The organism is Pedobacter sp. KACC 23697 (assembly GCF_045348445.1).
Classification (GTDB): domain Bacteria; phylum Bacteroidota; class Bacteroidia; order Sphingobacteriales; family Sphingobacteriaceae; genus Pedobacter.
On sequence record NZ_CP157485.1, the window covers coordinates 1,025,094 to 1,041,789 of the forward strand.

Sequence of the window (16,696 nt, forward strand, 5' to 3'; positions counted from 1 at the left end):
TTAATTTAGTATCTCAAAGGTGAATGAGAATATTGTGCTGACTGCAGCTTAAAACACGCTACAATAACATGATCATGAAGAAAAATATCAATGAACACTTAAACAAATTTGTAAATATTCCGGTCTGATTATGGCGGTAGCTATAAATCATATTCACAACACTTAATAAAAAGAAATATATCATATAGCCGAATTGCGTAAATAAATTAAGCCTCACTATACTGTAATATAAATCGATCCATAGATCATGTCCGTTATAAGCGAAATATAAAATTTTGTTGTTCGTTTTTATCGCTGCAAGATCCTCTTTCCTGATCTTAAAAGTTACAGGCTGTTTGGTATCAGTAATCCTTGTTTTAAATAGCGACAGCGAACCATTGCCTGGGTTAGAAAAAGTACAGGGTTCTTCATCAATTTGAAAAGAGAAGTATGGTATTCTGGTTTTCGAAGCACTAACCTGGGTTATTCTTCCATTGAGCGTTACCAGCTGTTGCGATCGAACAAACATACGTAAGGGGATATAACAGAATCCTATTAAAGATAATAAAATAGTTATTTTTTGTAAATTGGTTTTCATCGGCATCCAATAATTAAATTTTGTTTTTACTCATACTAAATGATGGCTATTATCGCTTCATTAACCAACTACTGCACACTAAAAAGTTTAGCAGTTGCTAAAGTGGTAAATAATTCAATATTTTAATTGCAAATTATGCGTCTTTATTTTTATGTGAGAGATCAGGTTTAGCTTGATCGGCTTTGATGCGATACTTTTTGCAGGCTTGCCGGATATTTTTAATTTAGCATTGCTCAACAGCATTTTTTCTATTTACATGAGTACAATTGATACCTTACAAAAATTGTTGTTTGATTTAGCGGGCGTATTGCCTGCCGATACGGGACCCTTATTTGCAATGACAACTCCGGTATCGCTGGAGACCAATGAAGCGTACATCCGCGAAGGCGAAAGCAGCCGTCGACTGGCTTTTATTGAACACGGCATCATTCGCGCATATACCATTAAGGAAAATGGAGATGAAGCTACACTGCTGCTGCGCTGGGAGGGGCAGTTTATTGCATCACATGATACCATTATCAATCGCCAGCCTTCACGGTTTATTTACCGTGCACTTGAACCTGTGAAATTGTTGCAGATCGATTATGGTGTTTTAGAGGAGATTCTGAAAACCCATCCGGAATATGAACCGCTGCGTAACTTTTTTCTGATGAAAATGCTGGCAGAATCCCTGAAAATGCTGGAATCTTTTGTTACGCAATCGCCGGAAGAGCGTTACCGGGAACTCCTGTCTGAGCGTTTTGATCTCGTAAACCGTGTGCCGGATAAATATATCGCGTCCATGCTCGGCATCACCCCTGTGTCTTTAAGCAGGATTCGAAAAAGGATGTATATAAAAGGAAAAAAATAACCTAAATTATCCTTTGTTAATTCCCGAAATTATCTTTTGTTAACGTTGCAACCTGCCTGTGCATCATACTTTTGGAGTATCAATAATAAAAGATATGGAAAAGATAATAGAAGCTATCATCAGTGTTTTTAGTATTTCAGTTGTCCGGTATTTTACACTCGCCGGAATTCCTTTTGCGCTGTTTTACCTGCTGATGCCTGATAAGCTGGGGAAGTTTAAAATTCAGCAAAAACTGGCCACAAAAAAAGACTTTATCCGTGAGGTATGGCACTCCCTGCAGAGCACTCTGGTATTTTCAATGATTGCAGTTGGCCTGGTTTTTACGCCTCTTCAGCAATATACGCGAATTTATACACATATTAACGATTTTCCCCTATGGTATGTGGCTGTTGCGCTGTTATTGAGCCTGATTATACACGATACCTATTTTTATTGGATGCACCGGTTGTTGCATCACAAAAAATTGTTTAAGCTTGCCCATTTGGTCCATCACAAGAGCACCAATCCTTCACCATGGACATCCTATAGTTTTCATATACTGGAAGCCATTACCGAGGGGCTTGTTTTGGTGCCAATCGTGATCCTGATACCAATGCATCCCCTAACGATATTACTATTTACCATAACTGGCTTCATCATTAACGTATATGGCCATTTGGGTTATGAAATTATGCCTCAATCGTTCCGCTCCACCTGGGCATTCGAAATCCTGAATAGTTCGGTACATCATAACATGCATCATAGCAAATTTAAGGGAAATTATGGCTTGTATTTCCGGATCTGGGATAGGGTGATGGGCACGGAACATCCTGATTATGTGAAGGAGTATGATCGCTTGCAGGCGCAGCGCTTTAATCAGATCCCTCATGAAGGTATAAAAGCTTAATCTACAGGAGTATAAGCGCGACGATTGCGCCAGAAGACAAATTACGACTGTACAAATTTTTGAAGTAATTTCATAATTCTCAGATGGCAGCGGGAATGAAGGAAAGATGTACTATCGTTGGCAAAGCGGAAAGTTATTATTAGAAAAGGCTGAACGTGTTTATGAAGACGACCCTTATGTTTATTATGAAGAATATAAAATTGAAAATGGAAGGGCAGTGAAAGTTAGAAGTTATAAGAAAAAGGGATAGGTATGGAGCGTCAGGCAAAATATATAGCCGAATGGTTATATGGATAAAAACGTAGCTTAAAGTTATCGATAGGCCCATTCTTTTTATTGATTATAAACGGTTTGTGCAGAATAAAATAAACCTGGTAATAAATGCGGAAGTTTAAACTTTTTAGCTTAGCTGATGGTTATAAACAAATGGAAAAGGTATCAAAAATCGTAGTAACTGGTTTTGCAGGCACAACTTTCATGACTGCCGCCAGTGAGCTAATGTCGCTACTGGGAAAAGAAGAATTCAGGGAACCCAGGTTGCTCCGGAAAATCACCGGTCGTCTGGCTCCGTTTTTATCCAAAAACTGGCAGTTGCTAATGGGGTGGGGCGCCCATTACTGTATGGGTTTTATTTTTGCCGCAATTTATGTACAGCTATGGGAAAGCGGGAAGATCAAACATAACCTTAGAAATGGATTTATTCTTGGCATCGCGAGCGGTATTTTAGGGCTTTTGATCTGGCGGGCAACGTTTAGTTGGCATCCCTTGCCGCCGTCGGTAAACCGTTTGAATTTCTATTTACAGCGTATCCCGGCGCATGTGGTGTTTGCAGTCTTTGGCACTGTCGCATACCAAATTATCACAGATCGGCAGGATGTAAGGCATCACGAAAAATAAGGTTACTCAACACAAAAAAGCCTCTTAAGGCAATTACATGTAAAGATGAACTTTTGGTCAGGCCATTTCCAGGCCGTTGAAGCGTGGGTAAACCAGTAGGATAACATTATGATTTAATAACCCGGCTCAACATCTCTTTTCCGATAGTGCTGGATAATGAGTTAAAGGGTTTTTTCGGATGTTTCCAAGACGTTTCTATACTTAGTCAAGCTGAGTACAGGCTGTACCCAACTTGACAAATTAGAAGTGAAATTGCAAATATGATACCGCCTGCTTGCGTGAAGCGGGAATCGCTTTGAGTTTAGCTCACCACTGGCAGTGATCCGCCATCTATGGCGTAGATCGTTCCGGTAAGGTAAGCTGCGGATGGTGACACCAAAAAGTGCACAAGCTGGGCAACTTCTTCAGGTTCTGCCATACGGCCCATCGGAATGCCACCGGTTTGTGCCATCAATTGTTTCATGCCTTCTTCCGGGCTGATGCCTGCAGCGGCAGCATAGTCTTCCAGAAATTTCACCATGGGTGCAGTTTTGGTAGCGCCAGGAGCGACTGTTAATACCCGTACGCCCTGACCGGCAAGTTCAGTAGCCAACGCTTTACTGTAACTATTCAGTGCCGCTTTGGATACAGCGTAGGCCAAATTTAGACTCCATAGTGCTTGTTTTCCGGCTACTGAAGAAATGTGTATAATTACACCATTTTGCTTTTCGATCATTTTTGGCAGTAAAACCCTGTCCAAACGGATAGCCGAAATGAGGTTCAGGTCTAGCTCCTGTTGCCAGTGCGCATCAGTCAATGTACTGTGTCCACCGCCTGGCGTAGTCAGTCCGCCTACATTATTAATCAGGATATCAATACCTCCAAAGGTATCTTCAACTTCTTTAGCAAGCTGGCTAACATCATCGGCATTGGTGAGATCAGCTGCAATAAAATGATGTGGTGTTTTTTCCGGTTTGGTTCTTGCGCTAACGATAACCTGTGCACCTGCTTTGGCCAGTTCATCAGCTATAGCTTGTCCAATTCCTTTTGTTCCGCCGGTTACTAATGCCTTTTTGCCTTTTAAATCTGATATTTCCATGTTTTAAAATAATTATTCTGAAATGATTGTTTCAGAAAAGTTGAAAAAAATTTATTTTGATAATTGTTTAATAAAAAATGCTGCCATGCGCTTGATTTTCAAAGGGTCTTTATGAAGGATATAACTCTCGTACCAGCCGGTCCAGGTGCTATTAAAATAATCAGCTAATAAAGAGGGGTCTTCATCTGCCCGTATCTCGCCCTGTTCCATTGCCTTACTGATGAGGTCATTAAGAAATTGGTATGAACGTTGATCATCAGCCGCCAATATCTGTTTTATACGTTGGTCGTTCGTAGCCACCTCAAATGCGCTTTTCACCGCCATACAGCTGTCTTCGCCATTTATAATAATATTTACCGCTTCGTGGATATAATCTACCAAGGTGGCAAAGGGTGATTTTTCACTATTTAGGCGTTTTTCCCAATCAAGCTTTCGCAGGTCGGTATAATGCCGTACGCAACGTACAAACAGTTCCTGTTTATCACCGATGGTATTGTACAGGCTGCTGCTGTTGATTTGCATGGCATCGGTTAAATCACGGAGCGAAGTACCATTATAGCCTTTTTTCCAAAAAACTTCCATCGCTTTTTGAATAGCAAGTGCTTCATTAAATTCTACATTTCTGGCCATGATGGAACAAAGGTATATAAATCTGAAACAATTGTTTCAGATTTAGTAAAAAAATATTTTATATATGCAGTGCGTCGCTTTTCGTGAGCAAAGACCGAATCAATTTATTCTTGATGTTTCAAGGACATTGTTTATCTGCTATCCTAGTTTTTATCTGGTAGAGCAAAGGTATATTCTTCATCAACGGACTGAAAATTTTTAATCAAACGCTCTTACAGGATAACAAACGATCAGTAAATGATCTCATTGGTCCGTTGTTCCAATTGCGGATCTTCCGGAAACTGCCGCAAATAAAATTCTTCATAATATGCTTTGATAATGGCTGCCAGTGGTGTAGATAACAGTGCTCCCGTTAAACCAAATGCTGTTCCCATGGCCAATAACAGAAACAATGACGACATCGGGTGGATGTTCATGGTAGAGGACCGAAGTTTGGGCATCAAAAAATCAGAAATCAGCTCATTTAATAATAAAAAGAATACCAGGCACCAAAGCGCTGTTGCAGGGCTTACTGAGAGTGCAACCAAAGTAGGGGGGATCGCCATAATGTAGAACCCGATTTTGGGAATAAGCTCGGAAAAGAAGGCCAATGCCGCCCAGACCAACGCCCCGGGAACATTCATCAGGGTAAGAAAACCATATACCAATACTGCTTCGATAGCGCCGCCAATAAGATTGGATTTCATCCAGCCAACAAGCATAACCGATGTATGTTTCATCGCATTTTCTGCTTTTTCCCGTTGTTTTAAGGGGAATACGGTGAGATAAAGCTCAATAATCGGTTTTGGGTTTCCTACGAAAAATACAACCATGCAAATAAATACGATGAACACGAAAATACCGCCTAAAATTGAAAACGAAAAATTTCCAATCCCCATCACTGTATTGCCTATAGAAGGAATGGCAGACGAAATAGACGATCCTCCCTCACTCATTTCTTTCCTTAGTTCTGGAAATTTCCGCAATAACGAATCCAGATAACCCGATACGCTGGCATAATACTTTGGCAGGTTTCCGATCAATACATCCAGCTGGTTGCTCATGTGTGGAACCACCATCCAGCCAAGCAGTGCCGTAATCCCAAAAATAATAAAAAATACAATCAGGCAGGCCAGCCAGCGCTTCATTCCTTTCCTTTCAAGACGGCTTACCGGAGCGTTAATAATTAGTCCTAAAACGATAGCAAAAATACCTAAGAGCACAATGCTTAGAATTTTCAATAGAAACCAGAGCAGAATAATAAGTCCGGCTGTATAAAGGATAATCGAGGTAACCGTCCTAAAGATCCCGTTATTTGATTTAATGTTCATGTATTAAACTAACCATGTTTATTCCAAAAATGTTTGACTATAATACTAAAGTATTACACAGTGCAACGAAATGTTCCTTTGGCAAATCAATTGCTATCCTGCATTCGCGTATGCGCTGGTAATTCCTTGTATTATTGTGTAGATTTAACATTATTGTAGGTTAACCATACAAGTGTACCCTGCTGTTATACCTTGACCGGCTAAATTTGTTGCAGAGATATTTAGGTTTTACTAACTGTATTTTAACTAACGGTTAAACCAACTATCGATTAGACAAAAAAACAGACGTATTCCGAAAAATATGAAATTAATAAAGTATCTAATACCAAGTATCAGCCTGGTAATGTTAAGTTTTTGGGCAATGGCTCAATCTGCACAAACTGTTTGGTTGGATGAACTAGATTTAAGCAGTGCTACCCAGGGGTATGGAACCCCCAGGAAAAACAAAACAGTTGATGGAAAAACGATGACGATAGCCGGCAAAACTTTCGAAAGAGGTTTCGGCAGTCACGCAACCAGCCTCTTAACCGTTATTTTAGACGGAAAAGCAAAATCTTTTTCTGCTATGGTAGGCATTGACGATGAAGTGAAAGGACAAAAACCAGCAGCCGAATTTGTGGTTATGGGCGATGGCAAGCAACTTTGGAGCAGTGGCGTAATGCAATTGGGAGAGGAAGCCAAATCTTGCAAAGTTAACCTGGATGGGGTAAACAGATTAGAACTTATGGTTACAGATGGCGGTAATGGCGATTACTACGATCATGTAAACTGGGCAAATGCCAGATTTGAAGCGATAGGCGTAAATACCTTTAAAACATATAACCCAATTTCTTCTACTCCTTATATATTAACGCCAAAACCAGCAGCTTTTCCAAAATTTACAGGTGCGAAAGTATTTGGTGTCAGACCGGGGTCTCCGTTTCAGCATCTGGTTACCGCAACAGGTGAAAGACCTCTTGTTTTTACCGCTTTGAATTTGCCCAAAGGCCTAAAAATGGACGTTAAAACCGGTTTGATTACCGGGAAAATTACACAAAAGGGAGCTTATCTGGTTACCTTAAAGGCCAAAAATGCACAGGGTGCTGCCGAAAGAAAGTTTAAAATAGTATGTGGCGATCGCATTGCGCTTACACCTCCAATGGGTTGGAACAGCTGGAACTGCTTTGCGCATGAGGTATCTGCAGACAAAATAAAACGTGCTGCTGATGCCATGGTGAGGAGCGGGTTGATTAATCATGGTTGGACTTACATCAATATCGACGACTTTTGGGAAAACCACCGTGATTCAAAAGATCCTGACTTACAAGGTAAATTCCGCGATGATGCTGGAAATATTATTGCCAACAAAAGATTTCCTGACATGAAAGGTCTTGCTGATGATGTGCACAAGCTGGGGTTGAAAATTGGTTTGTATTCTAGTCCCGGGCCATGGACCTGTGGAGGCAGTGCAGGTAGTTATGGTTACGAAAAAAACGACGCCGAAAGTTACGCCAGATGGGGCTTTGATTACTTAAAATACGATTGGTGCAGTTATGGTAATGTTATTGATGGTTTGCCGGATAATGATCCTTATAAAGTTTCATCACTATCTTACAAAGGTGGCGAAAAACTAAATACGGCTATTAAACCATTTCAGATCATGGGAGACTATTTGCATGCACAGCCACGGGATATTGTTTTCAGTTTATGCCAGTACGGAATGTCTGATGTTTGGAAATGGGGTGACACTGTGCATGGAAGCGCCTGGAGAACAACTAATGATATTACCGACACCTGGTCTAGCGTGAAAAGTATTGCACTGGCACAAGATAAAGCTGCGTCTTACGCCAAACCAGGCAACTGGAACGATCCCGACATGCTGGTAGTTGGGCAGGTTGGATGGGGAAATCCTCATCCGAGTAAGCTAAAACCAGATGAGCAATATTTGCACATTAGCTTATGGAGCATGTTTGCAGCTCCATTATTGATAGGATGTGATATGGAAAAGCTGGATGATTTTACCTTAAACCTGCTTACTAATGATGAAGTGATCGACATTAATCAAGACCCTCTAGGGAAGCAGGGCGTCTGTTTACAAACCGTTGGCGATTTAAGGATTTACGTTAAAGAACTTGAAGATGGAGGAAAGGCCATCGGTTTCTGCAATTTCGGGACCGAGCCTGTAGATATGAATTATGCAGACTTCGGAAAATTGGGATTAAAAGGCCATTTTACCGTAAGAGATCTGTGGAGACAGAAACAAGTGGCTACAGTAGAGGCTAAAACTTCAAAATTAAAAGTAAAAGTGCCGGCACATGGCGTATTATTGTATAAATTCTCGAACATAAAATAAGCAAAAGATAAAGCTCAAATGCCTGGCAAAAATTAGGAATCGGTTCTAATATGCCGGCATTTTTATATTACAGGCAATGGAAAATCACCATTATAAAATATAGAAAGATATTTTCTATCTCTTTACACTCAACTTTTTAAAGATCCGGTTTATGCAAGGGTTTTTTGACAGTTATTGGTTTAAGACATTGGGCATACGTAAACCGAACTACATTACCTGTTATCGTTAAAGCAATCTGATTAATAGTCATAATGGCCGGGGAAAGGGAGTTGATTAAATGAGTTTTTTTATCTCAATATCTATCGTATCCGATCAATCAAGGAAGTGGGGAAACCATTTGGCTGGCAGCCCCTCTTCAGACTTAGATTTTACATCAAAATCAGGATTTCAAACTTAATAATCAAGGAGAGTTATTGGTATATCTATCCAAAATGATACCTTTACCGATAAACCAGATAGCTGTCCTTCATGCATTTAAAATTTGAAAATTTCTTTTTAATTTTTCTGATTTGTTGTCTCTTCCAAAGCAAATTACCTGCCACCACAATTCCACCTAAGGTTAGGACATTAGGCATAGAAAATGGACTCTCTAATAATTCGGTAAGAACAATTATAAAAGATTCTAAAGGGTTAATGTGGTTTGGTACCAGAGATGGGTTAAACAGGTACGATGGTTACGAATTTAAGGTATACCGAAATAATCTCCTGGATTCCTTTTCCCTCCCTCATAATTTTATCTATGCTTTGGAGGAAGATGGAAAACATAACATATGGGTAGGAACCGGACAAGGTATTGGTGTATTTAATGTTTTGTCTTCGAAATTTCTTCCGGTCTGTTATTTTAATACAAAAACCGGAAAAAAACAAAAAATTAAAGCGCAAATAAATGTGATCCGAAAGGTGGGCAATGGCGATATGCTTATTGGGACCAACTCTTTGGGGTTATTTGTGAAAGGTGCCGGCGAAAATTTTGCAAGGCAGATTAAATTAGATTCAAAAAATAATAAGGTCAGCCATTTTACCGTCACAACCATAAAAAACCTAAATAACAGGCAGGTTTTATTATTTATAGAGCCTGTAGGATTATGCTTATATGATGTTAAAACCCGAAGGGTTAAAATACTGAATTCGCAGCTGGACAATGCCTATTGTATGGAAACCGACAAAATAAACAATGTTTGGTTGGGTAATAAAACTGGCTTATACCATTATCAACTAGATAATAGTGTGCTTAAGGCGATTAATACCCATCGTCCATCAAATTCTCCTTATCTACTGGATCTGTTCTATAATAACCACAACAAACAATTATGGACGGGTACTAAAGCAGATGGAATTCAGGTAATTGATGCCTTTAATGGTACAAGGCTTAATGTTCTTGCGAAAGGTCAGTCCGTATATGATATTTTTGAGGATGAAGCGGGAAGAAAATGGATTGCTACATCCAGAAATGGAATCTATATCATAGAACCTAAATCATCAATATTCTTCACTGTTTCTCAGGATCTTACTGCAAAATCTACTTTAAGCAATAATTATGTATCAACTTTTTTAGAACTGCCGCAGGGGAGGTTGATGATTGGTACAGATGATGGTGGAATTAGTGTGTGGGACAGAAAGAACAATAGCTTCTTCAATATAAAAGCAAATGTTTCAGACCCGGCCTCGTTAGGTGGTAATTCGGTAACCGATATCAAACGAGATTTCAATGGCGATATCTGGGTGGGGACTTTCGGCGGGGGGTTAAATAAACTCATACCCGGCACCTGGAATTTTGACCACTATAAGCTTTTTAATTATAATAATAGTGAAAGTGACAACATTTGGCAAATTTTAGAAAGTAAAGATAAAACCTTATGGGTAACCACTTTTGCTCAGGGATCACTTTACTTTTTCGACAGGAAGAACAACAAGTTTGAAATTTTTGATCGAAAATTTCATGAAAACTTATTCGCCATTGCCGAAGACAGGAATGCGGTGCTTTGGGCTGGAAATGCCAATTCTTTGATAAAAATTGATAGAAAGAACTTTAAATATCTTTATACTGAAATTGGTAAACCTGTACGGGTAATTTATGAGGATGCACGTGGTAATTTTTGGGTCGGGACCGAAGGAGGAGGTCTGATCTTATTTGACAGGAAGAAAAATAAAATTGTTAAACGTTTTTCAACTGATAACGGACTTCCAAGCAATTCAATACTAAGCATCAGGGAAAACAAAAGAAACGGAGACTTATGGATTTCTACCCCTAACGGTTTATCAAAATTTGACGTTAACAAGCGGGTGTTTTATAACTTTTACGCCGATGATGGACTGCAAAGCAATCAATTTTTAGATAATTCATCATTAACCCTTCACTCCGGCGAATTTGTTTTTGGTGGTGTAAAAGGGTTTAGTCTCTTTCATCCTGACAGCGTTTCGGCAGTTGGAGTTGTACCACCAATTGTTGTAAATGACATCAGAATAAATAATAGTTCTGTATCTGACGATGATCGATACGTTGTTCAGAAAAATCTTGATCAAATTACAAAACTGGAAGTTCCTTATACTGATGCAGCTATTGAGATTGATTTTGCTGCACTTGAATACAGTTTGCCTGGAAAAATTTTATTTTCCTACTATATGGAGGGCTGGGATAAATCATGGAATGCATTAACAAAGCATAGAACCGCAACTTATACCAAATTAGACGAGGGCCATTACAAACTCAGGATAAGGTCGACCGATACGCAGGGTGCAATAGCCAATAATGAGAAAATAATTTACATAAATGTACTACCGCCCTGGTACAGGACATGGTGGGCTTATGGATTTTACCTGCTTTTTGGATTCTGTTTAATATATTTTTTTCAAAACTATCGTAACAAACAGCGCCAGCTAAAGCATGAGGTTGAAATTGCGAATCTCAAGATGGAGCGAGAAAAAGATTTAAATGAAAAGAAACTAAATTTCTTTACCAATATTTCTCACGAACTGCGCACTCCTCTAACCATGATTGTAAATCCAATTAAGGATATTATCAGTAAAACAAATGAGGGTAGTGAGCGAACTGATTTAAATGTGGTATATCGAAATGCCAAAAGGTTGCTTAGCCTGGTCGATCAGCTTTTACTATTCAGAAAAACGGAGAGTGAAAATGACCGGTTAAACATAAAAAAAATTGATTTAAATACTTTCTCGAAAGAAATTTTCTTGTGTTTTAACTATCTGGCCAACAAAAATCAAATTGATTTTCATTTTGAATGTGAAGAAGGCCCCTTGTTTATTGATGCTGATCCTGGTAAGATTGAAATTATTCTTTTCAATTTAATTTCGAATGCGCTCAAATTTACACCTTTTGGCGGGGCTGTGAAATTAAGCATCAGCGCAGCACAGGATCAGGTAATCATTCAAGTGAGTGACAGTGGTCCTGGAATTCCTGTGGAGGTTGGGGACAGAATATTTGATAAATTTTTTAATGGTGCAAGCAGGGAGTCGTTGAAAATGGGCTTTGGAATAGGACTCTATTTGGCCAAAAACTTTGTAGAGTTGCATCAGGGAACCTTAACATTTAACTCTATCCCGGGGCAGGGTACAATTTTCTCGATTAATTTGCCCGCAAATATTATCCATAATGAGCAAGAAGATCACAACAGTAAAAATGAATTAATGTTCATTAATGAACTTATGGTACAGGAGCCTGAAGCAGCGCTTGAAGATAGTGAGGGCTCGGGTAATCTGGAGTTGCTTATTTCTGACCTGAATTCTATACTGGTTGTTGATGATAACCCTGAGATTACAGACTATATCAACCAGATTCTTAAGGAACGGTTTAAAATATATGTGTCATCAGACGGCGCAACTGGCCTAAAGTTGTGTAAAGAGTTTTTACCCGATATCGTGATTTCAGATGTGCATATGCAGGGCTTGAATGGGCTGGAACTTTGTAGCGCCATCAAGGAAGACCCTTTAATCAGTCATATACCAGTGATCCTGCTTACAGGAGACCCAAGTTCAGATCTTAAACTTAAGGGTATCGAAACAGGTGCTTATGATTTTATCAGCAAACCTTTCGATAAAGATATTTTTGTTGCTAAAATCAATGGTATTATTAAGAACAGATCAAATCTCCAATCCTACTTTTTTAACGAAATTACATTAAAGTCTGATCCACAAAAGGTTAATGAGGAAGATAAACAATTTATACAGGACTGTATTTCAATAATTGAAGATAACCTGTTAGAAGACAATTTTAACGTGAAAGTATTATCGGTATATATGTCTATGAGTCACTCTAAGCTTTATAAAAAGATAAAATCAATATCCGGCCAGTCTGCAAACGCTTTTATTCGGTTTGTCAGGCTTCGCAAGGCGGCCGAGTTGCTGATCAACTCAAATCACAATGTAAATCAAACTGCTTTAAGGGTCGGGATAAATGATACCAAATATTTCAGGGAGCATTTCCTTGAGCTTTTCAAACTTACCCCAACCGCTTTCAGGAAAAAACATCAAAAGAATTTTTACAATCGCTATAGAATTGACAATTAACTGTTATGGAATTATTATCTAACCGGTAAGCATTTATCTAACCAATTCTTCTACTCATCTTATAAAAACAATTAATATTTTCAGAAAAATAAAGGATTCTTTTTCTCCTGTCTATTCTAATTGAATAGTTGTAAGAAAATTTAAGTCTGTAGGATATTTTTGTGGATAAACAAATTCCATTCCAAACGGCCATTGGCATTTCTGGATGATTATTGAAACTTAATTAACGCATCATAAAGTAAACGTTATGATAACTTTAAAATTATCCAAAATCTCTTCAAAGCGCTAAGAAATGTTTAAAATCACGTTTTAACCCCCATAAAATACCGTATTACCCGTCATTTTAATCGTGGTATTAACATTTATTTGTCCAAACCAAACTGAGGGCTAGTTCTCCATATGCAATTTCGCTGCTGATCCAATTTGGAAGGGCAGTATTGCGGGCGGAATTTTAGCTATTACAAAACACAAACCAAAATTATGAACAAACGAATTACAGTCTTTTGGAAAGATTAATCTTTCTAGCCAATCAAGTGATTTCTGATCACAACAGTTAAAAATTCACAACAATAACAACAACTAACCGAATAACGATGAAAGAAATTTTACGAATACTTTTGTGGGTCTGTATTTTTAGTCTTGGACTTGTTTACAAGGCAAGCGCTGCGAAAACCAAATTCGCGTTTCAGCAGGATACGACCAAATTTACCGCTACACTTTTTGACGAAAATCAGGTGCCTTTGAGGGGGGTGACCGTTAAAGTCAAACGTACCGGATCAACTTCAGTTTCTGATAGAGATGGCATTTTTTCCATTTCTGCCCAAAAAGACGATTTATTATTGCTTAGCCTAAATGCTAAGGAATTTTTCCAGTATGAAATTTTAAACTTGGCAGAGAACACCATTGTCATTAATTCTAAAAATGTAGTTTTAAAACAGGAACGGGAAACCAGGTTGCTTTTTGGCGTGGTTACCAATCCGCTTCATACCGCAACATCAACAGATGCGGTGTATACATCTGATCTCAATAAGATGCCTGTTACCTCGCTCAGTACTGCGCTAACGGGTAGGTTATCAGGTTTATATGCATTGCAAAGTTCTGGTCAACCTGGGGCAGACGGGTCATCGCTATCGTTAAGAGGTCGGGGACCTTTGTTGATTATTGATGGAATCCCAAGAGGTTTTTCAATTATCAACTTAGATGAAATAGAATCTGTAACCGTTTTAAAAGATGCCCTTTCTACTGCAATGTTGGGCGTTAAGGGATTTAACGGGGCTTTACTGATCACCACCAAGAGAGGTTCTAAGGGAAAACAGACCATTTCATTCAAAGCGCAGACTGCATTTCAAAATCCATTGAAACAGCCTGTGGCATTAAATTCCTTTAATTATGCCACACTTTACAACGAGGCAGCCAAAAATGATGGCCTAACGCAGCCTTATACACCAAGTGATTTAACTGCTTATGCTACAGGATCTGATCCTTTTGGTCATCCTGATGTAGATTGGAGAAGCCAGATACTGAAAAAAAATACACGCTTTGATCAGTATTCGCTGGATATTTCAGGGGGCAATAATTGGGGTAGATATTTTGTTGCTTTAGAACACATCAACCAGAGCGGATTTTTTCAAACCTCTGCCGATAACAAATATGATACGAATAATAAATTTTTAAGTTATGTTATCCGTTCTAACATTGATCTGCAGATCAATTCAAAACTGTCAGCCGGCGTAAATCTATTAGGGCGGATACTAAACGGAAATGGTCCGGGTTTTAGTATATCCAACCTTGGTAGCAGTACACAGGCCATTATAAATAGCCTGTTGCTTACTCCGAATAATGCTTATCCGGTTTACAATCCTAATGGTAGTTATGGTACGTCGGCCAATTTCCAGACCAACATTTACGGACAAACCGTAAATTCTGGTTATACTGCAAACTATAAGCGCGATGTTCTTGCTGATTTTTTTATCAAAAGAACACTGGATGAGATCACCAAAGGTTTGTGGATCAGGGCTTCGGTTTCCTTATATTCAACATTGTCCGAAGATATTCTTCGTGGCAAATCATTTGCTTCATTTGCATACAATCCAACCACCAATGTTTACACCCAATACGGAAACAATGGAACACAGGCTAACGGTAACGCCCTTAATTACCAGGCCAGAGCAGATTACCTGGAGTTTAAGATGGGATATGACCGCACATTCGGGAAAAATGAGATCAGTGCAGTAGCCTTTGCCAATCGTGATAATTCTGTAACTGATTCTGATCTGCCTTATACCATAAAAGGAATTGCAGGTAGGGCAGCTTATACTTATGACAACAGGTATACCTTTGAAATGGCCTTTGCTTACAACGGTTCTAATTATTATCCTCCGGCAGGTGATTTTAAATATGGTTTCTTTCCGGCCGTAGGGCTGTCATGGAATATTACCAGTGAAAAATTTCTTGCCAATAAAAAATGGCTGAATGGTTTGAAATTATATGCATCTTATGGTAAGAACGGTAATGATAATCCAGGTTATTTCAGCTATATACAACGTTATTTTGACGGCCCTGCAGCTTATTTCGGATCCAGCCCTGGTTCACAAACCAGTATTTTCGAACAGCCTCTGGCTAATCCTTTCATCACATTTGAACAGGCAAAAAAATTAAATCTCGGTATTCAAGGTACCCTGTTAAGTAATAAACTTGGTTTCAGAGCCGAATATTATGATAACAGGTATTCCGATTTGTTGATGCAGCGTGGAAAGAATTCAGCCATTTTAGGACAAACATTTCCTAATGAGAATATTGGCAGGTACCAGTACAATGGCTGGGACTTTAACCTGAACTGGCAACAGCAGGTAGGTAAAGATTTTAGCTATTTTCTAGCCGGTAACTTTAATATTCAAGACTCGAAAGTGGTGGATATAGATGAAGTAAATCAACCTTTTCCATGGATGAGAAGAACAGGGCAAATGGTTGGTCAGAATTTCGGTTATATTGCTGACGGTTTATTTCAATCCCAAGCAGAAATTAACGCAAGTGCAAAATTGGAAGGGTATAATGCGCAGCCCGGCGACATCAAGTACAGGGACCTCAACGGAGACGGGTTAATCAATCAGTTTGATCAAACCCCGATTGGCCAGTTAAAACCCCTTATGTTTTTTGGTACCACCCTTGGCTTTCAGTTTAAATCACTTGACTTCAGTGCTTTGGTTCAAGGCGCATTTAACAGAACAATTTACGTGGCAGGGAACAGTGAATGGGCATTCCAGAATAATGGGCTGGGGCAAGCCTGGGATAATAATCTCGACAGGTGGACGCCTTCTAATCCAAATGCAACCTACCCACGCTTAAGTATTGGAGCCAATATCAATAACCAGGCATTTTCAAGCTATTGGATGCGATCAGGAAATTATATTCGGTTGAAAAATATTGAGTTAGGATACACTTTACCCAATAAGTTGATTCAAAGAATTGGTTTGCAATCCACAAGGATATTTGCAAGTGCCACCAATTTATTAACCTTATCTGCTTATGATCGTGTTGATCCGGAAGTGTATAACGGCGCCTATCCAATTCAGCGATTAATAAACCTAGGTATTAACATTAAGCTTTAAA

10 protein-coding genes are annotated in these 16,696 nt (G+C 39.0%); 6 read left to right on the plus strand and 4 right to left on the minus strand.

Annotated features, from left to right (window positions below):
- Positions 1-58: 58 nt before the first annotated feature.
- Positions 59-577, minus strand: coding sequence for a hypothetical protein (locus ABEG20_RS04325; RefSeq protein ID WP_406826160.1), 519 nt, complete (start codon positions 575-577; stop codon positions 59-61).
- A 172-nt stretch (positions 578-749) separates the two neighbouring features.
- Between ABEG20_RS04325 and ABEG20_RS04330 the strand changes: the two genes are divergently transcribed.
- The 3 genes from ABEG20_RS04330 (at position 750) to ABEG20_RS04340 (ending at position 3,210) form a co-directional block, all read left to right on the plus strand.
- Positions 750-1,427: a Crp/Fnr family transcriptional regulator gene (locus ABEG20_RS04330; protein ID WP_406826161.1), complete on the plus strand. Its 678-nt coding sequence runs from the start codon at positions 750-752 to the stop codon at positions 1,425-1,427.
- A gap of 94 nt (positions 1,428-1,521) precedes the next feature.
- Complete coding sequence (locus ABEG20_RS04335; protein ID WP_406826162.1) at positions 1,522-2,313, plus strand: sterol desaturase family protein; 792 nt, start codon at positions 1,522-1,524, stop codon at positions 2,311-2,313.
- A gap of 381 nt (positions 2,314-2,694) precedes the next feature.
- Entirely contained in the window at positions 2,695-3,210 is a 516-nt protein-coding gene (locus ABEG20_RS04340; RefSeq protein ID WP_406826163.1) for a hypothetical protein, read from the plus strand.
- 301 nt (positions 3,211-3,511) lie between these two features.
- Here the strand turns inward: ABEG20_RS04340 and ABEG20_RS04345 are convergent, their stop codons facing one another.
- The 3 genes from ABEG20_RS04345 to ABEG20_RS04355 all read right to left on the minus strand — a co-directional run bounded on the left by ABEG20_RS04345 (position 3,512) and on the right by ABEG20_RS04355 (position 6,228).
- Positions 3,512-4,288 (minus strand): SDR family oxidoreductase, encoded by a 777-nt coding sequence (locus ABEG20_RS04345; RefSeq protein ID WP_406826164.1) that lies wholly within the window; start codon positions 4,286-4,288, stop codon positions 3,512-3,514.
- Positions 4,289-4,339: 51 nt separating this feature from the next.
- Positions 4,340-4,918 carry a TetR/AcrR family transcriptional regulator gene (locus tag ABEG20_RS04350; protein WP_406826165.1) on the minus strand — a complete coding sequence of 193 codons (579 nt, stop codon included), beginning with the start codon at positions 4,916-4,918 and terminating at the stop codon, positions 4,340-4,342.
- Positions 4,919-5,148: 230 nt separating this feature from the next.
- Complete coding sequence (locus ABEG20_RS04355) at positions 5,149-6,228, minus strand: AI-2E family transporter (RefSeq protein ID WP_406826166.1); 1,080 nt, start codon at positions 6,226-6,228, stop codon at positions 5,149-5,151.
- A gap of 301 nt (positions 6,229-6,529) precedes the next feature.
- Here ABEG20_RS04355 and ABEG20_RS04360 point away from each other — a divergent pair, with 301 nt between their 5' ends.
- The 3 genes from ABEG20_RS04360 to ABEG20_RS04370 all read left to right on the plus strand — a co-directional run bounded on the left by ABEG20_RS04360 (position 6,530) and on the right by ABEG20_RS04370 (position 16,695).
- Positions 6,530-8,560 (plus strand): NPCBM/NEW2 domain-containing protein, encoded by a 2,031-nt coding sequence (locus ABEG20_RS04360; RefSeq protein ID WP_406826167.1) that lies wholly within the window; start codon positions 6,530-6,532, stop codon positions 8,558-8,560.
- 468 nt (positions 8,561-9,028) lie between these two features.
- Positions 9,029-13,087, plus strand: coding sequence for a two-component regulator propeller domain-containing protein (locus ABEG20_RS04365; RefSeq protein WP_406826168.1), 4,059 nt, complete (start codon positions 9,029-9,031; stop codon positions 13,085-13,087).
- 593 nt (positions 13,088-13,680) lie between these two features.
- The gene (locus tag ABEG20_RS04370; protein ID WP_406826169.1) at positions 13,681-16,695 is read left to right on the plus strand and encodes a SusC/RagA family TonB-linked outer membrane protein; all 3,015 of its coding nucleotides are present in this window, start codon (positions 13,681-13,683) and stop codon (positions 16,693-16,695) included.
- Position 16,696: the final 1 nt, after the last annotated feature.

Coding starts and splice junctions, on each gene's coding strand:
- ABEG20_RS04370 (WP_406826169.1), top strand. CDS start 13,681: ATGAAAGAAATTTTACGAATACTTTTGTGGGTCTGTATTTTTAGTCTT.
- ABEG20_RS04350 (WP_406826165.1), bottom strand. CDS start 4,918: ATGGCCAGAAATGTAGAATTTAATGAAGCACTTGCTATTCAAAAAGCG.
- ABEG20_RS04335 (WP_406826162.1), top strand. CDS start 1,522: ATGGAAAAGATAATAGAAGCTATCATCAGTGTTTTTAGTATTTCAGTT.
- ABEG20_RS04325 (WP_406826160.1), bottom strand. CDS start 577: ATGAAAACCAATTTACAAAAAATAACTATTTTATTATCTTTAATAGGA.
- ABEG20_RS04345 (WP_406826164.1), bottom strand. CDS start 4,288: ATGGAAATATCAGATTTAAAAGGCAAAAAGGCATTAGTAACCGGCGGA.
- ABEG20_RS04365 (WP_406826168.1), top strand. CDS start 9,029: ATGCATTTAAAATTTGAAAATTTCTTTTTAATTTTTCTGATTTGTTGT.
- ABEG20_RS04340 (WP_406826163.1), top strand. CDS start 2,695: ATGCGGAAGTTTAAACTTTTTAGCTTAGCTGATGGTTATAAACAAATG.
- ABEG20_RS04360 (WP_406826167.1), top strand. CDS start 6,530: ATGAAATTAATAAAGTATCTAATACCAAGTATCAGCCTGGTAATGTTA.
- ABEG20_RS04355 (WP_406826166.1), bottom strand. CDS start 6,228: ATGAACATTAAATCAAATAACGGGATCTTTAGGACGGTTACCTCGATT.